Below are 21,716 nucleotides of genomic sequence, written 5' to 3' on the forward strand. Positions count from 1 at the left end.
TACCACTTTACATAAGATAGATAGGAAGCATTTTTGATTTTAAAGTACTAAACCTTCAGTCAACCTCCTAGCCCTGTAGTTTTTGATATGGTTAGGATCAAAAGCACTTTTGGATGTCAGAATACCGAAAATGATATGGAGTAGCTTACGCATTGCAGCACCAACGATGGCCATATTATGCTTACCCTTTTCCTTTAATCTTTGGCAAAAGCTCATAATGATAGGATTGTGATTCTTAGCTACTATGGCAGGAAAGAAAAGTGCCTTACGTAATGTTTGTGAACCGGATTTACTTAATCTGGGTTTGGCATATACAGAGGAACCTGACGTCATATTTCGTGGTATAACTCCTGTATATGCTGCCAATTGCCTGGCATCTCTAAAAACCTCTATATCAGAAACTTCAGCTAAAATAGCTATTGCTGATTCTTCTCCTATGCCTGGAATAGTCAATAGAAGTTGAAAATTTTCCAACAATTCTTTGTGTTGATTTAATAGTTCACGTACGGAGTTTTTTATTGTTTCTATTTTTTGAGCTATATTCATTGCAAGGTCTTCCCAAGCATTTGCAACTTCTTTAGGCAGTCTCTCTTTTTTTTCTAAGTGGTTATTTACTAATGTTAACTCATCTTTTAACGCAACTGAGCAACGATAAAGATGTTTTAATTTTTTCATTTCAGGAGAAGGTGGTGTCCAACTAGAAGGTTCCTGTCTTTGGCAATAATCAGCAATAACTTCTGCATCGGTCTGATCATTCTTTTGTCGTATCAGCTTACTCCTTGCATAAGATTTTATGCAATAAGGATTTACAACACTTACAAAATGTCCAGCATTGTGTAGAAATTCAGCCAGTGCTTCGCTATAACAACCAGTAGATTCCATGCAGGTTTTTACTTTTTCTACATTATGTTTGTGTAGAAAATTCAGTAGACTTTGAAACCCATGATCATCGTTCTTAAAGCTTCTTTTTCTAATTTCACGCTTTCCTTTTTTGCTTATAAATGAGAGAAAAACATCAAAGCGATCTTTTGATATATCTATGCCCAAAAAGTTGTTGATCATATATAACCCCATACGTTACCATTAAAAATGAAAAGTAAGGCTAGTCTTGTGAATACAGAATTAGAACCATTCAGGTCTTTCTACGATACCGTCCAGCCTATACTTTTGAGAAGGGAATTCTTATCTCCTCTACAGATTTTATATCTAAGAAGAAGCACAGAGTTCCTCCCTTCTCCACCTAATGCTTAAGCTTAAAACATTAGATGCTTTTGACAAGATACAAGAAGGAGGCTACTTAGAGAGGATGTCATTCCAGCGCGTGACGCTGGAATCTAGTAAACCTTTAGCTATATTATGTCATGGTCTCCTGAACTATTCGGTGGTTCTAACACAACTGGTTGGTCAGATTCAGATGATGATTGTATTGGCTCATCAGACCCAAACAATCATGAAAAAACCCCACCAAAAAATGATACAATTAATGAAAAAGGCTTCATAAGTATACTAAACAAACTACCAAAAAAAGAGCTCGGCTGTTCTTCTGTTTGTGCAGGTTCTATGGGAGCAATAGGCTGTGCACTTCCGGTTGCTACATCAGTTCCTTTTTCTGCACTGGTGGCGGGTTGTCCTCCATTATTTTGTGTAGGTCCTGTAGGTTGACTACCGTTGCTTACACCAGTTCCTTGTCCTGCACTGGTGGTGGGTTGTCCTCCATTATTTTGTGTAGGTCCTGTAGGTTGACTACCGTTGCTTACACCAGTTCCTTTTTCTGCAATGTCTGATTCTGATTTAGCATCACCTTCTTGCTTTTCTTTCTTTTCTGTACCAGCATCTTCTTCTTGAACCCCTTTACTATCCGTCGATGGCTCATCAATTAAACCAGCATCAGGGCTTTCTGCGGCTTTTTGAAATAGAGTTTTTATTTATTCGTTAGTAGTTAAATCGAAAGGAGTTTTTTCATCTTTATCTTTTACATTAATATTTGCTCCTGCTTTTATTAGAGCGTCTAATACCTCTTTGTTGTTATTTCGAGCAGCAGAATGTAAAGGAGTCTCTTCTTTATCATTTTGTGCATTAACATTTGCCCCTTTATCCAATAGGGCTTTTACTACATCTTTTTCGCCATTTCCAGCAGCCAAATGTAAAGGAGTCCATCCACCCTTATTTTGTGCATTAACATTGATCCCATTTACTTTCAGTAGGGCTTCTACTACCTCTTTATAGCCATTGAAAACGGCAAAATGTAAAGGAGTCCATCCATACTTATTTTGTGCATCAACATTTGCCCCTTCATCCAATAGGGCTTTTACTACATCTTTATAGCCATTTAGAGCAGCAAAATGTAAAGGAGTCCGTCCACCCTTATTTTGTGCATTAACATTGATCCCATTTACTTTCAGTAGGGCTGCTACTACCTCTTGATGGCCATTGAAAACGGCAAAATGTAAAGGAGTCCATCCACCCTTATTTTGTGCATTAACATTGATCCCATTTACTTTCAGTAGGGCTGCTACTACCTCTTTGTCATTCTTTTCAACAGCCAAATGTAAAGGAGTATTTTCAGAATCATCTGTTGCATTAACCTGTGCTTTTCCTTCTTCAACCAACAGATTTTTTACATCATCAATATTACCGTTTTCAGCAGCCTTAAGCAGTTTATCATTGGCCTTTTTTACGCTTTGCAATAGATCTTGTATTCCTTTATCAGTGGCTGAATTGAAAGGAGTCTCTCCTTTATCATTTTTTGCATTAACATCTGCTCCTTTTCCTAACAGAGTGTTTACTATATCCGTATAGCCCTTTTCAGCAGCCCAATGTAAAGGAGTCTCTCCTTTATCATTTTGTACATCAACATTTGCCCCTTTATCCAATAGGGCTTTTACTACATCTTTTTTGCCATTTAGAGCAGCCAAATGTAAAGGAGTACATCCACTATTATCTTTTGCATTAACATTTGCTCCTCCTTTTAATAGAATTTTTACTACATCTTTATGGCCCTTTTCAGCAGCCAAATGTAAAGGAGTCTCTCCTTTATCATTTTGTACATCAACATTTGCCCCTTCACCCAATAGGGCTTTACTACATCTTTTTCGCCATTTAGAGCAGACCAATGTAAAGGAGCATTTCCAAAATTATCTGTTACTATATCTTTATTTACATTACTCATCCCACACCTCCATGTAAAATTATATTATCACGGCAAAGCCGTTAATAATCTATGACCTTTATGTTCCTGGATCACGCAAATAATGCCCATGTTTTTCAGTATATTTGAGCAGGCCGTACATAAGAATCGCAATTGTAGAGCATATTATTGTTAATAGTAAATTTGGTAAAATGCCATAGCGAAAAAATTTTCCTACTATATATATTCCAATAGCCCCAAACATCATATTGCAGAATGAGAGGACTGCACTACCAAGCCCTATACCTTTGATCGTTTCTAAAGCAGAAGTTACGTTATTGCTGATTACTAATGCAAGCCCAATATTGGCTGGAATCCAGGCAACTTGAAGAATTAATATATTTAACTTGTCCGCGAAATAAAAATATACCAATAAACTATCGGATATTATCGGTAACACCAAACCTATTATTAGCATTTTGCTCACCCCTACTTTTGGTACATACCTTCTATTAATTAAAGTTCCAATTATGTAAAATATGACTATGATCGATATGAGGTAGCCAAAATACTGTACTTCAATGCCCATTGATTCAAATATGAACGGGTAGTTAGCAACATATGCCCAAAGCCACATGAAAGTTAATCCATGAATGGCTGAAAACCCAAGGAAACGATAATTTCTAAATATTGATATATATTGCTTGAAGATATTAGTAGTTATGTTAGTTATACTGGTTTCATTTTTATTCACAATGAGTGTTTCTTGTAACTTAAAGTAAATAAAAATAAGCATAGCAATTGCCGCAAGTGATATAATAAAAAACAAAAATTTCCAACTATACCCATGTGAAATTATATAACCGCCCACCACTGGAGCTATTCCAGGTGAGAGTGCCACTACCATATTTAACTTTGAAATTACTCTCGAGTATTCACTACCCGAGTACATATCCCTTATTGCTGCATACCCAACAACACCTGCAACACCAGCTCCTGCTCCTTGTATGAAGCGAATTAGTATCAAGAGCGCAATACTGTCGGCTATATAACACATGATACTTGCTAAAGTAAAAATTGTCATACCAATCAGCATCATTGGACGCCTACCATAATGGTCCGATAATGGACCATAAATTAATCCAGATACTGCAAATCCAACTAGATTCAAGCTAATTGTAAGCTGCACTACACTGCCTTCTACTTTAAAATAATTGGCAATGCTTGGTAGTGCAACTGAGTATAGGTCAGTTGCCATATCGACAATTGCTACAGACAATATCATAATAAGAGAGATGATATTTTGCGAAAGAGCTGTTTTCACTTAATGATTTACTGGATTAAATATACTTGATTATAATATATTTTTTTCATTAGTATAAGTACAATGTTACATAGTAAACGATGTCATTCGAGTAGCGGACACTGTCCTCCTTTGTCATCCCAGTGCCTTGACTACTTGGATCCAGGAATTTTATTAAGTATAAAAGTAGCCGTTTTATACAACGTTTTGATGATTATGAAAAAGCTGGATTCCAGTGTCAAGCACTGGAATGACACCCTCCTAGTGGATTCAAATCACAATGTTCGTACAGTTATGTGCTTTGACACTGGAATCTTAAGCTAAAATCATAAAAAGCCTGAATTTCAATACCTTATCTTTGATTATTCAGGTTTAAGTTTAAATACTGAGCATCAATTGTTCAGGACCTTTGCTTCCGTGTTATCCAACGAATCACCATAAGTCACTGCTTTGAGGTAAAATTTTCTCCCTGATTGCACTTCAAAAGAAATTATTGAATCATCAAGTAAGGTAAATTTCTCACCTCCTGTATGCTCATACTCTTTAGTACCTTCTTGCCCTCTAATTAGGTTGCTAAGCTTATATTTATTTTTATCTATGAGTTTAGTACTCTGGAATTTCACTATCTCTTTTCCGATTAATGCTGAATTTGAATCGATAATTCCTAGCAGCTTACCAAAACGTAATACTATTACAAGCCCCTCATCGGTAGATTCCATTACATATCCGTAAGTAGACTGTTTATTTGTGCTTGCGATAGGCTTATAATCCTTATCGTTGTACGAAATAAAGAGTGTTGCTCCTTTCCAATTCTTTTCCTCATTAATTAAAGTAAAGCTTGCGCTATTACCTTTAACATGCGGTAAATCTATTATTTCTATGATGGTTTTGCTGATGTGAGAAGGAGGGTATTCCTTCAGCATAAGTGACCTTGTTGAAGGAAAAGAGAGCTTATATATAGAGTGATCATAACCAACGCCAATTACTTGAATGGACATGCTTTCAAATTTTGTTTTTATAATTCTCACCGTATGCTTTTTCTCACCGTCTAAAATCGTTATGACATCACTTGGCGCAAGCCATGCATATTTTATCGTTAGCTTGAAATTGTATATATTTCTCTCTTGCCACGAAGAATAAAGTAAAACTTCAGCGATATTTTGTGCCTCTCCCTCCTCCATAATGAGCGGTATTTCAACTGTTGCAGCAGTGCCTTGCTTTGGCAACTCAGCATATTTAACATCAATTGGATAGCCAAAATTGCGATTAAAATAAACGACGTTAACTTTATTGTTTAAATCCAGTTGACTAATATTAACAAGTTTTGAATTGTTACTGAAAACCGTTTCACCAATTGGCATTACAGTTGTAACTCCCCTGCCCTTTTGGACAAATTTCAATTTAGAGCCCTGTTCAACCACATCAAAAAAATAGCAACTTTGCAGCATTTTAATAATTGAACGTACGGGTTGCTGGTCATTTATTACATATCCAGACAATAACCCTTTGACGTTGCTTGTATCGAACTGATTGCTTTTTAAACCTGTTTTTTGTAACAGATCCAATAAAACATCGGAAATATTAAGCTGTAAAAGCTTTCCCTGAATCCAATGTCCTGACTGCCAGTTATGGCAGTCAGCCCACACATCACACAAATTGGGAAAGTAAGGAAATGGCCTTGCATCCCATGCCCAGAGAAACATTTTTTCTACCATTTCTGAGCTTTGCCACTTCTTTAGCGTTCCTTCAATTGCAATTTTTTGTGAAAGAAAGCTCACCTCTCCGTTTGAATATCGTGGATATTTGCTCTCTATGCTGCCTTTGTCAACAAACACATTTGGCTCATTAGTGCAGCCGTTCATACTGGGAAATCCATATTCAGTAAACCATATTTTTTTCATTTTTGGTTGCCATTTTGTTTTACTACCACCGGGGTTTATGTGATTTTCACTCCACCATTTCTCTATATTTTTCCACGCATACCTGCTGTCGTTATACTTTACTTTTTCAGGCTCACTTTTTGAGTAATCATAGAAATAATCATACCCCACTCCACTGCTCCAACCACCCATTACATCTTCCGCAGAATAGCCAAAAGGAGGCTCTGGACCATCAGTCAGTGGAAAATAAGCATCTACGCCAACAACGTCGATGTACTGTGAAGACCACAGTTCATCCATATTATACCAACCATCATATGAGTGGTATTCGCTCCAATCCGCAGCGTAAGTTACTGTTACTTCTTTTCCAAGATCAAGTTTTATCTGCTTTGCAAGCTTAACTAGCTCTGCCACTGCAGGGTAATTACCTTTTTCATCTCTGATTTTGGTAAGTTCAACAAATTCAGAACCAATGATAAACCCTTCCACTTTAGTTTGTTTGGCAATGCTTGCATAATGCTCTATAAATTTGTTGTACTGATTCTTAAAAAAATCACTTATATCTTGAGGAGCCCCGCTCAATCTTCCTCGCCACTCTTTGTTCTTTGTATCAAGTAAGGGCATCGGATAGAGCATCACCTTGTAGCCTCTGCTGTGTAGCTCTTCTATATATCTTATTAGCGCTGAATCACTAACTGTGCCACCATATCTTGGGTTTCCATTATCATCTTTTGAAATTAGCTGAGCATCATCTCTGGTACTACTTCCTACTTGCCAATCATCAGGTAATATTGCGGAATCATCTTGAAATTCAACTGCAGGGTATATTTTACAATCTTTAATATTCAGATCATTCACAAACCAATTGACTACTACCGATACCCACTCAACATTTGGTAAATCTCCCTTTAATTGATCCAAAGAAAGCACTGCATCGCTCTTTTTAGTGTGGTTGTTATGATTTACCCTTTGTGCTAGCCCATATGGGATATATTGGTTGCTGCTTATTTTCTCTTGCGCGATTTTCTTCTGTATTTTTGTATCATATACAAACTCTCCTGAGCCTGGTATTATATTGATATTCTGAATATTTTCTACTACTGAAAATCCGCTAGGCTTTAATATAGTCTGCACTTCAAATGTGAATACCGGAACGCGGTTATTATAGTCTGCTAAAGGAAAATTCTTGATGACTATGTAAGATATTCCCCTATAAGCCGGCACACCTTCGATTGACGACATAAATGGATCAGGATTTTGGTCTTCTGTACCGCGGTAAAAAGTATAATCTATTTCATCAAAGCTAAGTGATGTTGTATCTGCCCAGATTCTGTTTAATTTTTCTACTTTCCCCTTGCAGATCGCAATTGCAAGCGTTGCATAGTAATTATACTCAACATTCATACCTCTTCCAATTTTGCTTTTGGTGGTTATCACCTCTTCTTTTATTGGCTGTGACCAAATAATGTTCCCTGCAATGCGAGCAGTGCCATAGATAATTGGTATCGTCCTTCCATAGGTTGAGGTTTGAACTTGCAGATTTTTTAGTCTCGCACCATGCGTTACTTTCTGCTCAGCATCAAGGCTAAACATCGCACCATCAAGCTGCGCACCAAGAAGAGCACCGAGTTCTGAGCCGATAATCTGGCCAATTGGACCAAAAATGCTGCCTGCTTGACCAAAAATTGATGATAAAATTATTGTGGACATGATAATCCTCCTTTTTGTTTCTATAGTTAATGTAGGCTCTACGTCATGCCGCCACGAACCGTCATACCGCGATTCATTCGCGGTATCTCTTAGCATAGATTCCGCTAACTAGTAGCGGGATGACGAGCTTATCGTTATGCCGCCGCGAACCGTCATACCGCGATTCATTCGCGGTATAGATTCCACTAACTAGTAGCGGAATGACGAATTTGTCGTTTTACAGCCACTTGGATGACAATTTGCCACTAAATAGTAGTAAATTCAATAGCTTACAATGAATAGTTGAAGTTTTTAATTAAGAAAAGCACATGGCGAACCATATGGTTACAAATTTATTATAATCAGTGAAAAAAAGTGCGGAAGTAAAAAATTTATGTTGATTTTACAATATTAATTATTAGCATAATTAGCATGATTATAAGTATGGTAAAACCAATAAAAGTTAACTTATCTAAAGAAAATAGTGAGAGAGTCTTATCCGGTGCAAAATGGATTGCTAACCTTGTTCAAGGTTATTTTGCATCACTGAATAATAATAGCATAAAACCAACTAGCTCTGGAAAAAAGCTAATAGATGCTTTTTTACTTGTCCCAATCATTGTACCCACTGCCATTACAGTAGCATGGGGAGTGTGTACCTATTTTCTTTTGGATGCAGTTAGTATTCAAAAAAACAACTCCTTATTATCTAAAATAGCAAAATTTACAGCTAAAATCTTCATCTATATTGCTGCCGCTATGATTTTAATTCCGTGCATCATATCAAATGTAGTAATTTCACTGATACCTGCACTTATTTTTTATTGCATTAATAGAGATTTCCTTCATCAAAAAAATACAAGTATAGAAAATCAAGCGGCAGATACAATGAATGATGAAGAGTACAAAAAGCGTATTGAAGAAGAAGTTGGTGAATTGGAACAGCAAAACATTGCAGAACCAACTACAGAAGTAATATCTCGAACAGTGGAAGGTATAGATCGGACCATTATAGTAGGGATTGTAAATGATGATATTAAAGACGGTAAAGGAGTGATAAGAACAGTTGAAGATGACCTCAATGTAGCTATAAAGGGGATAATTGCTGCTGGTGAAACAGAAGGTTATGCTGTCGGTTTTGGTTTACAATGTAGCCTTACTGAAGAGGGTGGCGTAGACCTTCAATGTGGTCTTAGCACACGCATTGGAAGTAACAAAAAGCAGGCAATTGAACGTTTGGGAGAAAGTGAATCAGCGCGAACTTTGCTATCTGGTGATAGTGGGATATTGTCTATAGAGCAGCTTAGTAGCTCACAACAAAAGTAGTAATCACTTTACCAGCGGCAAAGTGATACCGTGCTGATTCATATATTTTCCTTTCATATCATCATATGATTTTTCACACTCACTTTCGCCGCTTAAAAATACGAATTGGCATGCGCCTTCATTAGCGTAAATTTTTGCAGGAAGTGGGGTGGTGTTTGAGAATTCGAGTGTGACATGACCTTCCCATCCAGGTTCTAAGGGAGTAACGTTTACTATAATTCCACACCTTGCGTAAGTTGATTTACCAACACAAATGACCAGTACATTTCTTGGTATACGAAAATATTCCACTGTGCTTGCAAGCACAAAGCTATTTGGTGGAATTATGCATACGTCTGTTTCTTTATCTATAAAACTATTCTCAGAGAAATTTTTAGGGTCCACGATGGCTGAATTAACGTTAGTAAAAATTTTAAATTTATTATCCACTCTTGCATCATACCCATAAGACGATAGTCCGAAAGATATAACACCTTTGCTGCTTTTGTGATCCACAAAAGGCTCTATCATTCCAAAATTTTCAGCTTTTTCTCTGATCCATTTATCTGGCATAACTGCCATAATTGCCCCTTAAAGTTGTGTAATACTTACAATAATATAAAATAAAATTTAAATGTAAACTGTAGCTTTTGTCATGCAAGTAGCTTGTATCAAATCACAATGTTCATACAATTATGCGCATGACGCTGGGATGACAATGGATTATTAACTAACAAATTGTACATGGTAAATGATGTCATTCCAGTCTGGAATCCAGAAAACTTAACTTTACACCAGGTAATAAGAACTGGATCCCAGTGTCTGGGCACTGGGATGACATCCTCCTAGTGAAAATTGCTCTCAAATCACAATGTTCGTACAGTAAGCTGCTTGCAGACACCATTGTTACAATGTTCATGCAATTGAAATAGCGGTCAATTGGATTAGCTATAGGTCAATCACAAGAGAAAATTAAAGCTTTTCAGTTTGATTTTTTGTTACAATAATTAGATTTATGTTCTTAACTAAAAATAATGCTTAGAAACTTTCTCCTGATTTTTGTATTCGTATTATTCACGCCGCTGTCAAATGCTGATGCCAGGAAATACATCAGAATTGTTGGATCTTCAACCGTTTTTCCTTTTATCTCATTTATAGCCGAGGAGTTCAATCGTTTATTCTCTTTTAAGACTCCAGTTGTGGAATCGATAGGAAGTGGATCAGGGTTCAAAATGTTTTGCTCAGGAATAGGGGAAGACACGCCAGACATCACCACTTCATCTCGCCCTATGAAGGAAGTAGAAAGAGAACTATGTAAAAGAAATAAAATTAATGAAGTGATAGAGATCATCATTGGCTATGATGGAATTGTCATTGCAAATTCAAATCAAAGCCATAGATTTGATTTCACAAAAAAGGACTTATTTGAAACTTTATCTGCATATTCTCAAGAAAATGATAAATTAGTAAAAAATAATAAGAAGTTTTGGTCTGATGTAAATCAAGCCTTACCAAAAACAGAAATTGAAATTTATGGTCCACATCAAAATACAGGCACATACGAAACTTTGGTTAATTCCATTATGTTAAATCAATATTCATGCATGAACTCGAGAATTTTCAAAGAGAATTATAAAGATCAGGAAGAAAGAAAGAAAGCATGTGGTAATATAAGGGATGACGGAAGGTATATAGAAGTTGGAATTAATGAAAACATAATAATACAAAAATTGAAAAGTAACAAGAACGCTTTAGGGATATTTAGTTTTAGCTTTTTAATGAGGAATCAAGATAAAATACAAGGGAGCACAATTGCAGGAATTGAGCCAACTTACGAAAATATATCATCGGGAAAATATATATTAGCAAGACCTCTATACCTTTATATAAAGAAAGAACACCTGGATACTGTTGATGGATTAAGAGAATTCATAAAAGAAATTATAGATTCGATCGGCATTGAAGATGGGTACCTATCTAGGCTTGGTCTAATCCCACTTTCAAGTGAATATATAAAGAAAGCTTCAGCAAAGGTTTATGATATAACGTGACGGCAACACTTCCTTCTCCTGTCATCCAAGCAGCCTCCTTTTTTTGTCATCCCAGTGCGTGACACTGGGATCCAGACTTTAATTATTATACTCGTAAATAAGTGTAATAGATAATGGTCCTGGTGAGGAAAAAGTTCACCTCAAATGCAGTATTTTTGTTGAAATAGCTCAACTGGATGCCAGTGTCACGCACTGGCATGACACCATTTGTTGTAAACTCACTTTTATGGTTATCTTTTTATACTACCTTGTCTACCTTATTTTGTCGCTTTCCTGAACGGATACATATTCTTTGTCTAGCGTAGTCAGATCCCAGCGCGGCGCGCTGGGATGACATTATTAATGTTGTACTCCTTGTTCTGTTGTAAACTGTTTTTCTACACTTGGATTTTCCACTTTCTCACGAACCTTAGCAATACCAGCACCTATTAATATAACGGCTGCCAAAGCTGCTAAAGCCAGTGCAACTACAGGATACGCTAGCACATAGGCTGCAACAGCACCAGCTACGCATAGTCCAGTAACGCCTAGAGCAATCTTCCCTTTGTGTTCACTCCAGAAGTTTGTATCGTTCTTTTCTGGGGCCGCAGCTACATCAGTACTATTTATTGAAGACATGAACGTGTTCTGTTCTTCATTTTGCAATCTCTCTGCAATCTCTCTATCATTTTGGGCAATACGCTCTTTTTCCTCAACTTCTTTCAATACAGGTTCATTAAGCTCTATTTCTCTGTCCTTTCTATAATCCTTAACTTCTTGAATAAAGTCTTCAAGCCATCCCTCACCAGCTATATCCCTAAAGCGTTCTTGTTGCTCTTCAAGAGAATCTATTATATAGTTACGTCCTGTATTTTGACCTTCTCTATTAACCATGTAGTCTTTAAGCCAGGAGTTACGAACATCATGGGAAGCTTTATCCCAAAGAAGTTTAGTGATCTCTTTTATCTTTTTTAATTCTTCTTTGTCAGGATTTCTTTCATAGTCAACTATCAGAGGATAAACTAAAAGGAGATCTACGCTATTCGTCCAATATAACTCTCGCTCTAAAACCCTTGCTGCATCTGTACCACAATTCTCTAATGCTGCTTTAACTTGATTAACATCAAGACTTTCTATTGCATCCATTAGTTCAATATTAAGATCCTTTACTCTCTTGTGTTCTTCCATTTCTTGAATAACTTGTGCAAGAACAGGATATATATCTGTGTTATTAGGGTCAATTTTTCTTTGATAGCGTTTAAGATCATCTATTATACCCGTAGTGTATGGTTCATTACCAAAATGTTCTATTACCTAGTAACCACACAAAAAATCACGAGTGTTTTGATCAGCTCTCTTCCAAATTAGTTCAATGATCCCTACATTTTCTTTTTTAGTGTTAACGCTAGCTTCAAGACGGCCAATAACAAAATCTAAAATGGTACCTTTGTCACTAGTCAAAATCCCCTTGTGTCTCAAAGCTGCTTGTATATCATCATTTCCATTACTGTTGAATGTTTCCTGGACCGTTTTAAGGTTGTTACTGATGATTGCTGTTATTAATGAAGTTTTAATTTGTTGTTGTATGTCAGTTAATTCAGTCATATTTTACCTCTATTTTTTATAACAAGTTTAATTATCACACATATTTACGGGTAAGTCAAGTATATTGTTAATAACTGTTAATAAAGGCCAACAAAATGCTTGACGTTAGAGTAGCTTTTATGGCTTTGTATAGCGAGGAAGTAACTCTATGAAAAATCATCAACGTTTACAAACTTTACGTTCAATTGTATTTATTGTGGGAATATTCCTATTGTTATTTAGCTTAGCAATGCTTATTCCTGCTATTACTAATAAATGTCTCAGCTACGAATGGAAAAATTTTCTCGCTGGATTCATAATTACCTGCACATCTGGCGTAATTTTTATTTTACTCGGTAAATTAAATGGCATGCCGGCAATTTTTGCAATTACTAGTTGCACCTGGATTGCCTTGTCTTTGTTTGCAGCTATTCCTTTCTATTTTGACAATCTGAGCTATGTTGATGCATTATTTGAAACGATATCTGGCATCACAACCACAGGGGCAACTATATTTAATGATATTGAAAAACGATCTCCAGGAATACTGCTATGGAGAGCAATGCTACATGGCATGGGGGGTTTTGGTGTAATCACTTTAGGAATTGCAGTTTTTCCTATGTTTAAGATTCTCAGCCTAAATAATTTACTTTATTCTGAATATTCAGATGCTACAAAAAGGAAGTTGCCGAACACGCGAAGCGTAGTAATTCATATTACAGCAATATATTATGGCCTAATTTTGTTATGTATATTTTCCTATTATCTGGCTGGTATGCCACTATTTGACGCAATATGTCACGGAATGTCCGCTGTATCAACTGGTGGATTTGCTAACTATAATGATTCTATAGGGCACTACAATAACCCTATGTTAGAAGTCATAACGATCATTTTTATGATTTTGGGTTCTCTGCCTTTTTTTAGCTATTTAAAAATCATAAGACGGTTAGACATTTGCTATGATGAACAGGTCTCTTACTTTGTTAAGATAGCTATTGTTTCATCTTTATTTGCTTGTTTTTGGTTGTATCAAAATGTTGATTTAGGAGTGTCATTATCATTTAGATACAGCACGTTTACCATCACCTCTTTAATTACGTCAACTGGTTATGCAATCTTTAATCATATAGATTGGAGCTTCATTTCAGTCTTAGCTTTTTTTCTAACCTTTGTTGGTGGATGTAGTGGTTCTTCAAGTGGTGGCATCAAAATCTTTCGTTTGATCATTTTTCTAAAGTCTATAGGAAATCACTTTCGCCTTTTATTAAACCCAGGTGCAGGTAATAGGGTAAAATTCAACGGAAAAACCCTGGAGAATGATGAAGTTCACTCTGTCTTTATATTTTTTGCAATTTTCATGTTAACGTTTACCATTTCATCAATAGTGATGTCTTACTTAAGCAATGCAGACTTTATAACTAGCATCAGCTCAGTCTCTGCAACGCTTACAAATTCTGGCCCGGGATTTAGTAATTTAATAGGCCCTTCAGGTAACTATTCTTCTTTCAGTAATGAAGTAAAATTATTTTTGTCGTTTTTGATGCTGCTTGGTAGACTTGAAATATTGCCAATCTATTTTTGTATAGGTAATTTATTCTTATTTAATAGAAAGAAATAGTTGGTAAAGTTGTGAAACTTGATATTATAGCTAAAATGACTTACGACAATTTGAAAAACCGTCATTCCGCTACTTGTTAGCAGAATCTATACCGCGAATAAATCTACAGATGTACAAACATTGTCTATCAGGAGGGTGTCATCCCAGTGCCCAGACACTGGGATCCAGGAATTTTATTAAGTTGGTAAGCATAAAAGTAGCCATTTTATGTAAAAATACAACATTTTGATGATTATGAAAAGGCTAGATTCCAGTGTCAAGCACTGGAATGACACCATTCGCTGTACAGTTTACCTTTAAAAATGAATGTTCGTACAGCTATGGAATAAATCGCGGTATGACGTGTTAGCTATAGATAGTATCAGCTGTTTAATAAAAAGATCGTAGCTAAACCAAGAAACATAAGAGCTGAGAGAATATCAGTTGTTGCCGATGTTAGGATTGAAGAAGAAACTGCAGGGTCAGACTTTAAACGGTGAAGCATTATAGGAATGAAAGTTCCGATGAACGTTGCAATAATTGACATCATAATCATGGAGACCACAAAAATCATCTCCACTTTGAAATTGTGAAATCTTATTGCTAATACTACGAGTGAAATGGTAGATAAAATTACCCCGTTTATAAGACCTATTAAAAATTCTTTCATCAGTACTCTTTTTGCATTTTGCTCAGTTAGATATTTTGTTGCGATTGCCCGGATGGTTAGCGTTACTGTTTGGGATCCTGCATTTCCGCTCATTGATGCAATTATCGGCATGATTATTGGCAGTACTATAAAACTTTTTATTACATCATCGAAAAAGCCAACTACTATGGAACACATTGTTGCAGCTAAGAGGTTAAACAGTAACCAAGGTAGCCTTTTAATTATAGTTTTATGTATAGGGGCATTTATATCGGCTTTAGAAGATACACCGCTTATTTTGAGTACATCCTCTTCTGTTTCTTGTTGAACAACTTTTATCACATCTTCAATTAAGATCACACCAATAATTTTACCATTCTTATTTACTACCGGAGCCGATAATAGAGAGTAATCTTTAAATATTCTTGCTACTTCCTCTTGGTCTACTCCAGTTTTAATGATTTTTATGTCATGATCCATTATCTCTTTTATTATTGTGTCTCCTGAGTGAGATATTACCTTATTTAAATTAACACTGCCTATAGGCTCTAATTTTGAGTTGATAATGAATATCTGGTGAAATCTTTCTGGTATTTTTTTATAGTTGCGCAAGAATTCCATTAGCTGATTTATCGTCCAATAATATGGAGCTATAACCATATTTTTATGTATCAACCTTCCTGCACTTTCTTCTGGGTATGATAACAATTCCTCTACTAATTTTTGAGTTGCATTGGGTAAGTAGTTAAGTATGTTTTCTATAGACTTTCTATCCAAATCTTTCACTATGGTTACTATATCTTCTACATCAAGGAGCATTAGTAACTTTGCTGTATTTTCTATTCCCAATGTTTCTATGATCTCTCTTTGTAAATCTGGCACTACATGCACTAGGGCATCACTTAACAAATGTTGATCGAGGATATTAACTAATTTCTCCCTGTGATCACTGATTGAAGTAGATAAAAAATAAGCTAACTGAACGCTATCTATCGTTTTTACAATATTACAAACATTTTCTAGCTCCTCGTTATCAAGTGACTCTATTAAGTCATCAATAGCCTTTTTGTCTAAACCATAATGAGAACTTATTTTAATATTCATTACTTTACCTTGTTTTTTAATAAATATACACACTTGATTTCCTTAAACATTAAAGTATAATGAAATTATTTTGAATTAACTATCATATGGTTAAATTTCTATTTTGTTTGCTGTTATTGTTAGTAATAGTAAATATATTAAAATCTAAAGTATAATGAAAACTTATTCAGAAATTTTCGAATACTTTCAAGGCTTAAATAAAAGTATTTCTCTTATCAGGAGGTGTTTTTGACATAGAAAAATTAAAGTTGCGTCTTGAAGAGCTGGATTCCCAAGCGTCGAATGATAATCTGTGGCAAGACAATCAAAAGGCACAAGAAATTTTAAAAGAACGTTCTAAAATTAATAATGACGTAGAGTTGTTTTTAAAGTTGGAAAGCGATTACAACGATGCCATTAGCTTAATGAAGTCTGCTATTGATGAGAATGATGAAGAATTTTTCTCTGAAGTTGAAAGTGAATTAGCTAAGCTAGAGAAATTAATCAAACTTAAAGAGACAGAATCCTTATTTACTGGTGAAGCAGATAACAATAACTGCTTTTTAGAAATCCACTCAGGAGCTGGTGGAACAGAGAGCAATGATTGGGCTGAAATGCTGATGCGCATGTATGTAAGATGGGCAGAAATTTATCACAACTTTAAAGTTGAAGTTGTAGAAAAATTAGAAGGAGAGTCGGTTGGTATAAAGTCTGCAATGATAAAAATCGTTGGAGAAAAAGCTTATGGGTGGGCAAAAAGTGAAAGTGGAATTCACAGGCTGGTTAGAATATCGCCGTTTGATGCAAATGGTAAACGTCATACCAGTTTTGCAAGTGTAGGAGTAACTCCAGTGATAGAAGATTCAATTGATATTGCTGTGGATGAAAAGGATCTAAAGATCGACACCTACCGTGCTTCCGGAGCAGGCGGTCAGCACGTGAACAAGACTGAAAGTGCGGTACGCATTACGCATATTCCAACTGGTGTTGTAGTTCAATGCCAAAATGGTCGTTCTCAACACAGAAATAAGGATGAGGCATTAAAATTACTTAAAGGACGTTTGTACCAAATTGAACTGGAAAAAAAAGAACAAAAGATGGCTGAAGAATATGGTAAAAAATGCGATATAGGCTGGGGCAATCAGATCAGATCGTACGTTATGCATCCATATCAAATTGTGAAGGATTTAAGAACCGGACATGAAGTGGGTAATATAAATTCTGTTTTTGATGGTAATATAGATTGTTTCATAGTTAGTGTGCTTACTAAGCAAAATTAGGTAGGGTTGACTTTCTTGTCATAATATATGATAATTAAAATATTGTTAAAGTAGTAGTAAAGTTATGACAATGAGCAATGATAAGTGGAAAAGAATATTAAGTACAGTTAATGAAGAAGGGAATTTAAGTAAGGACAATGTAATTGAGAAAATTAGAGAGAAATTGTCACGAGATTCAGATGAATATACTCAGTTGAGCGAAACTGGTTTTGATGCGAGTCTCACCTGCTTAAATATAGAGTATACTAGTAGTTGCATAGAACCTGGATTTTTTGGCTTACCATCCATACGTAACCAAGTGGAAATCCATCATAGAACATTATTTATTTTAGCTGCTATTACTGGTCATGTGAAGATAGTAGAAGCTCTAATAGAAAGAGGGATAGACATTAATACAGTAGATAAAGATGGTTTGACTCCTTTACACGAGGCTGCTGGTAGTGGTCATGTGGAAGTGGTTAATGCTCTAATAAAAAAAGGAGCAAATGTTAAAGCGGTAGATAAGTATGGGAATACTCCTCTACATTTGGCCGCTTCAAATTATAGCGATGAAGGAATTGTAAAAGCTCTAATAGAAAACGGGGCAGATGTTAATGCAAAAAATCAAGATAGATGTACTCCTTTACATTATGCTGCTTTGAGTAGCAATAATAAGGAGATAGTAGAAATTCTAGTAAAGGAAGGAGCAGATGTTAACGCATCATTAGATGAATCTATGATCACTCCTCTACATATGGCTGCTAGAGGACATAATGCTAATCAAGAAGTTGTACAGGCTCTAATAGAAAAAGGAGCAAATGTTAAAGCGGTAAGTAAAGATGGTTTGACTCCTTTACACATAGCTGCTTCATGTGGCTTGAGTGGAGAGATTGTGAAAACCCTGATAAAGGGGAAGGCGAATATTGATGCGGTAGATAAATGTGGAAGGACTCCCTTACACTTTGCTACAGATTGCTTCAGCAGCACAAATATTGAGATTCTAATAGAAAACGGAGCAGACTACTCATTAAAGAATAAAAATGGTAAAGCCCAATGGATCTTGACAAAAGCGGATATATAAAACAGTTTTTGGAAAAGAAGGCAATTAAAAACGGTATTATTGCCGGCTGTGCAACTGCGGCACTCAGTACTGCAATAGCAGTGACACTTTTTGCAACCGGGACAGTTGCAGTTGAATTGATGTCCGTAATGATAGCAGCAGCTATCATTACAGCAGCGGCACTAGCAGTTGGTGGTATTACATATAGCATATTAAAACCTAGTACTAGAATGGACGAAACGAAAGAAGCGCAAAACGTAAATGGGAATGTGCAGGAAGTATTTCCTTAATATAATTCCAATTGTGGGATCTCTTATTCCATTTTATCAACAGTTTGTTTTGCAGTATCAAACAATTTTAATCCTATAATCCCGAATGTAACTAAAATAAAGCATATTACTTCGAATAAATTAACTGGTTCATTAAATAGGTAAACTCCAAGTATCGAAGCTCCTATAGCACCTACTCCAGTCCAAATTGCATAGCATACTCCGATAGGTATAGAACGTATAGCGAGCGAAAGTAAATACGTACTAAGAGCCATGGAGAGTATGCTAATTATTGATGGTACGAGATGAGTAAATCCACAACTATGCTTAAGTGTTATGACCCAGAACACTTCAATTAGTGACGATAAGAGTAAATATATCCAATTCATGCATAAATTTTTAGGTTTAAATAGAGAGCTTTAGCCCTATGGTTCCTATTACAATTAAAATGATACATAAAACTTGAGATAAATTAATATTCTCTGTGAAAGCGGTTGCACCAATTATAGTTATTCCAATTGTGCATATTCCAGAGGAAACTGCATAGCATACTCTAATAGGTAGAAAGCATGCTGCAAGAGATAAAAAGTAAATGCTAATGATCATAATTACCAATGTTGCAATCGAAAGCACAACTTTAGTAAAACTGTTACTAAACTTTAACGTTACAGCCCACAGTATCTCTAGGATACTAGACAGCAACAAATATAACCAGCACATTTTCGTAACATTTCAATCTTGTATTGTAACAGAAATTGTTAGTTAAAACTACACTAAAGTGCAATAGATCTCTCTTTCGAAATTGCTTTGAAAGCCAATATATTAAACTTAAAATAACATTCTAAAAAACTTTTCTACGAAATTCAATTCCTGTACGTCATTTGCTGCATAAAGAGGTGTAGTTTGTTGCTCAACACCTGGTATTTCTACAAAAACTTTGCCCACTTCTTGACCTTTTTTAATGGGTGCAGGTATCATATCTTTATATTCAATACGCACCTTAATTTGGTCATGCAATTTGCGGTTGTAAGTTATGGTAACATCGTTTGCAACTGTAATAGGCACTTTTTTATCTTTTCCATAGAGAACATTTACTTCCTCAACTACACTGTCTTTAGCAAATATTTTCTTAGTATTAAAATGTTTTAAGGAGTATTGTATCAGTCTTTTTGCTTCTTCTATTCGCTCTTTCTCAGTGTTTAAACCATTTACGACAGCAAAAATTCTCCTATCATTTCGTTTTGCAGATGCTACAATGCCATAACCACCAGCATTTGTATAACCGGTTTTTAAACCGTCAACCCCAATGTCGTGAAAAAGTAGAAGATTTTTATTCTTTTGTGCAATTTCGTTATATGTCAAATATTGTTCAGAAAATAAATCGTAATATTCAGGAAAATCAGTGAAAATCCTTTTTGCCAGCATTACCAAGTCTTTTGCGCTCATAAAATGATCTCCATCTGGCCACCCGCTTGAGTTGACAAAATGACTGTCATTCAGGTTCAAATTTTGTGCAACCTCATTCATTTCAGCCACAAAATTCTCTTCTGATCCTGCAATACCCTCGGCTAGTGTTATGCAGGCATCATTACCTGAGACTATTGTAATTCCTTCGAGTAATTCCCTCACCGTAACGGATTGACCTTCTTTCAAAAACATAGAAGAGCCTTTTCTTTCCCACGCTTTTCTGCTTACTCGAAATTTATCCTCCATATTTATTATTCCAGCTTTTAGATAATCGAAGGCTATATATAAAGTCATTAACTTGCTCATTGAAGATGGGGCCATTTTTTCATCGGAATTATGGTCAAAAATGAACGAGTCTGAAGCTAAATCTAAGACTACTGCTTGCTTTGCTTTGGTTCTAAACTGGTATGAGTATGAAGAAAAAGGAAGTATAAAAACTAATAGCAAAATTACCAATCTGCTTAACATATCTATAATTTTAAATTTACAGTGCACTAATTAATAGTATAATTTTACAGGGGCATTTCAATAGATCTCTTGCATAAAACTTGCTTGACAAACTCCGCCAGCCCCCTTATTATGATAGTGAAGGTATTCAGTTATCTTCATCTGTGCAGATTAAACAGCAAGAAAACAACGTAGTTGGCGTCTTATTTTTAATTTTTTGCACTATGTGCACCTTATGTCTTCACAACATTTCTGGGTTTTTACCTATATAAGCTGAAACGCGCTTATAAGTCGTTTAAGACAGTATAGTACGCCAATTTGCAGGATTAGAGAGTGACAACTAGCTAACACGGGGTTTCTTTTGCCTTTTTTTCTGCTTAGTAAATTTCTTAAACATTTAAACAAAGGTGAGTTGCATTTAAAAGCAGCTAAATTGCAGTGTTTAAGACTTAAAAAACGCCAATACTGAAAGTAGACAATGACTAGGGCTTCTTTTGCCTTTTTTTTCGTTTGGTAAATTTCTTAAATATTTATGGCTAAACGACAACCGTCATCCCGCTACGTGTTAGCGGGATCTCTTGTTAGCGGCTGAGATACCGCGAATGAATCGCGGTATGACGGTTCGCGGTGGCATGACGATAAGCCTCGTCATCCCGCTACTTGTTAGCGGCTAAGAGATACCGCGGCGGTATGACGGTGTAGATAGTAATTCGTCATCCCGCTACTTGTTAGCGGGATCTCTTGTTAGCGGCTGAGATACCGCGAATGAATCGCGGTATGACGGTTAAGTAGGGTGTCATTCCAGTCTGGGATCCAGTCTTTATTATGCAGCCACTTGGTTAAAATTAAGTTTTCTGGATCCCAGTGTCTGGGCACTGGGATGACATCATAGAGGCGCTGGGATGACACCCTGACAACCGTCATCCCGCTGCTTGTTAGCGGGATCTAGAGATACTGCGGCGAT

Annotated in this window: 21 protein-coding genes and 1 pseudogene; 8 read left to right on the plus strand and 14 right to left on the minus strand. The window is 35.9% G+C overall.

The genetic code is table 11. The features are described 5' to 3' along the window. Positions 1-39: 39 nt before the first annotated feature. Positions 40-1,062, minus strand: a complete 1,023-nt coding sequence (locus tag OOK84_RS02815) for an IS110 family RNA-guided transposase (protein ID WP_264731025.1) — start codon at positions 1,060-1,062, stop codon at positions 40-42. A gap of 294 nt (positions 1,063-1,356) precedes the next feature. On the opposite strand from OOK84_RS02815, the gene OOK84_RS02820 reads away from it, so the two are divergent. Further along, on the plus strand, positions 1,357-1,662 hold the full coding sequence (locus OOK84_RS02820) for a hypothetical protein (RefSeq protein ID WP_264732381.1): 306 nt from the start codon (positions 1,357-1,359) through the stop codon (positions 1,660-1,662). A 263-nt stretch (positions 1,663-1,925) separates the two neighbouring features. Here OOK84_RS02820 and OOK84_RS02825 read toward each other — a convergent pair whose 3' ends face one another. From OOK84_RS02825 to OOK84_RS02835, 3 genes are read right to left on the minus strand one after another with little or no spacing between them, the layout of a single operon-like run. Next, on the minus strand, positions 1,926-3,071 hold the full coding sequence (locus tag OOK84_RS02825; RefSeq protein ID WP_264732383.1) for an ankyrin repeat domain-containing protein: 1,146 nt from the start codon (positions 3,069-3,071) through the stop codon (positions 1,926-1,928). Then, positions 2,984-3,169: a hypothetical protein gene (locus OOK84_RS02830; protein ID WP_264732638.1), complete on the minus strand. Its 186-nt coding sequence runs from the start codon at positions 3,167-3,169 to the stop codon at positions 2,984-2,986. The genes OOK84_RS02825 and OOK84_RS02830 overlap by 88 nt, the downstream gene beginning before the upstream one ends. 58 nt (positions 3,170-3,227) lie before the next feature. Then, positions 3,228-4,412, minus strand: a complete 1,185-nt coding sequence (locus OOK84_RS02835) for a multidrug effflux MFS transporter (RefSeq protein WP_264732385.1) — start codon at positions 4,410-4,412, stop codon at positions 3,228-3,230. Positions 4,413-4,514: 102 nt separating this feature from the next. Here OOK84_RS02835 and OOK84_RS02840 point away from each other — a divergent pair, with 102 nt between their 5' ends. Further along, entirely contained in the window at positions 4,515-4,754 is a 240-nt protein-coding gene (locus OOK84_RS02840; protein ID WP_264732387.1) for a hypothetical protein, read from the plus strand. A gap of 68 nt (positions 4,755-4,822) precedes the next feature. On the opposite strand, the gene OOK84_RS02845 is transcribed toward OOK84_RS02840, so the two are convergent. After that, positions 4,823-8,020: a glycoside hydrolase/phage tail family protein gene (locus tag OOK84_RS02845; protein WP_264732551.1), complete on the minus strand. Its 3,198-nt coding sequence runs from the start codon at positions 8,018-8,020 to the stop codon at positions 4,823-4,825. A 411-nt stretch (positions 8,021-8,431) separates the two neighbouring features. On the opposite strand from OOK84_RS02845, the gene OOK84_RS02850 reads away from it, so the two are divergent. Further along, positions 8,432-9,325 carry a hypothetical protein gene (locus OOK84_RS02850; protein WP_264732388.1) on the plus strand — a complete coding sequence of 298 codons (894 nt, stop codon included), beginning with the start codon at positions 8,432-8,434 and terminating at the stop codon, positions 9,323-9,325. A 3-nt stretch (positions 9,326-9,328) separates the two neighbouring features. On the opposite strand, the gene dcd is transcribed toward OOK84_RS02850, so the two are convergent. Both dcd and OOK84_RS02860 read right to left on the minus strand, forming a co-directional pair. Next, positions 9,329-9,886 carry a dCTP deaminase gene (dcd, locus tag OOK84_RS02855; protein WP_064125494.1) on the minus strand — a complete coding sequence of 186 codons (558 nt, stop codon included), beginning with the start codon at positions 9,884-9,886 and terminating at the stop codon, positions 9,329-9,331. 175 nt (positions 9,887-10,061) lie between these two features. Beyond that, a complete protein-coding gene (locus OOK84_RS02860) occupies positions 10,062-10,223 on the minus strand; it encodes a hypothetical protein (protein WP_264732390.1) in 162 nt (53 codons plus the stop codon). 115 nt (positions 10,224-10,338) lie between these two features. Here OOK84_RS02860 and OOK84_RS02865 point away from each other — a divergent pair, with 115 nt between their 5' ends. Beyond that, positions 10,339-11,355 carry a substrate-binding domain-containing protein gene (locus tag OOK84_RS02865; RefSeq protein ID WP_264732391.1) on the plus strand — a complete coding sequence of 339 codons (1,017 nt, stop codon included), beginning with the start codon at positions 10,339-10,341 and terminating at the stop codon, positions 11,353-11,355. A 339-nt stretch (positions 11,356-11,694) separates the two neighbouring features. Here the strand turns inward: OOK84_RS02865 and OOK84_RS02870 are convergent, their stop codons facing one another. Together OOK84_RS02870 and OOK84_RS02875 are read right to left on the minus strand one after the other, a co-directional pair. Then, on the minus strand, positions 11,695-12,522 hold the full coding sequence (locus tag OOK84_RS02870; RefSeq protein WP_264732393.1) for a hypothetical protein: 828 nt from the start codon (positions 12,520-12,522) through the stop codon (positions 11,695-11,697). Positions 12,523-12,648: 126 nt separating this feature from the next. Beyond that, positions 12,649-12,939 (minus strand): hypothetical protein, encoded by a 291-nt coding sequence (locus OOK84_RS02875; RefSeq protein ID WP_264732395.1) that lies wholly within the window; start codon positions 12,937-12,939, stop codon positions 12,649-12,651. Between the two features lie 148 nt (positions 12,940-13,087). On the opposite strand from OOK84_RS02875, the gene OOK84_RS02880 reads away from it, so the two are divergent. After that, on the plus strand, positions 13,088-14,539 hold the full coding sequence (locus OOK84_RS02880; protein ID WP_264732397.1) for a TrkH family potassium uptake protein: 1,452 nt from the start codon (positions 13,088-13,090) through the stop codon (positions 14,537-14,539). A gap of 361 nt (positions 14,540-14,900) precedes the next feature. Here OOK84_RS02880 and mgtE read toward each other — a convergent pair whose 3' ends face one another. Continuing rightward, a complete protein-coding gene (gene mgtE, locus OOK84_RS02885) occupies positions 14,901-16,271 on the minus strand; it encodes a magnesium transporter (protein WP_253308930.1) in 1,371 nt (456 codons plus the stop codon). Between the two features lie 154 nt (positions 16,272-16,425). Between mgtE and prfB the strand changes: the two genes are divergently transcribed. The 3 genes from prfB (at position 16,426) to OOK84_RS02900 (ending at position 18,859) form a co-directional block, all read left to right on the plus strand. Beyond that, positions 16,426-17,530, plus strand: a protein-coding gene (prfB, locus tag OOK84_RS02890; RefSeq protein ID WP_264732399.1) for a peptide chain release factor 2 whose coding sequence is annotated in 2 segments (ribosomal slippage) — positions 16,426-16,497 and positions 16,499-17,530 — 1,104 coding nt in all. Because the reading frame shifts where the segments join, the coding sequence is not laid out codon by codon here. A gap of 64 nt (positions 17,531-17,594) precedes the next feature. Further along, positions 17,595-18,590 (plus strand): ankyrin repeat domain-containing protein, encoded by a 996-nt coding sequence (locus tag OOK84_RS02895; RefSeq protein ID WP_264732400.1) that lies wholly within the window; start codon positions 17,595-17,597, stop codon positions 18,588-18,590. Continuing rightward, positions 18,563-18,859, plus strand: a complete 297-nt coding sequence (locus OOK84_RS02900; protein WP_264732402.1) for a hypothetical protein — start codon at positions 18,563-18,565, stop codon at positions 18,857-18,859. The genes OOK84_RS02895 and OOK84_RS02900 overlap by 28 nt, the downstream gene beginning before the upstream one ends. Before the next feature lie 23 nt (positions 18,860-18,882). Here the strand turns inward: OOK84_RS02900 and OOK84_RS02905 are convergent, their stop codons facing one another. The 4 genes and pseudogenes from OOK84_RS02905 to OOK84_RS06850 form a co-directional block, all read right to left on the minus strand. Then, positions 18,883-19,227, minus strand: coding sequence for a DMT family transporter (locus OOK84_RS02905; RefSeq protein ID WP_264732404.1), 345 nt, complete (start codon positions 19,225-19,227; stop codon positions 18,883-18,885). Positions 19,228-19,243: 16 nt separating this feature from the next. Next, a complete protein-coding gene (locus tag OOK84_RS02910) occupies positions 19,244-19,558 on the minus strand; it encodes a DMT family transporter (protein ID WP_264732406.1) in 315 nt (104 codons plus the stop codon). 108 nt (positions 19,559-19,666) lie between these two features. Beyond that, positions 19,667-20,773 carry a D-alanyl-D-alanine carboxypeptidase family protein gene (locus tag OOK84_RS02915; RefSeq protein ID WP_264732408.1) on the minus strand — a complete coding sequence of 369 codons (1,107 nt, stop codon included), beginning with the start codon at positions 20,771-20,773 and terminating at the stop codon, positions 19,667-19,669. A 786-nt stretch (positions 20,774-21,559) separates the two neighbouring features. Next, positions 21,560-21,697: pseudogene (locus OOK84_RS06850) on the minus strand (WPE palindromic element domain-containing protein); the annotation flags it as partial. Positions 21,698-21,716: the final 19 nt, after the last annotated feature.

The organism is Wolbachia endosymbiont (group A) of Sphaerophoria taeniata (assembly GCF_947250735.1).
Lineage (GTDB): Bacteria > Pseudomonadota > Alphaproteobacteria > Rickettsiales > Anaplasmataceae > Wolbachia.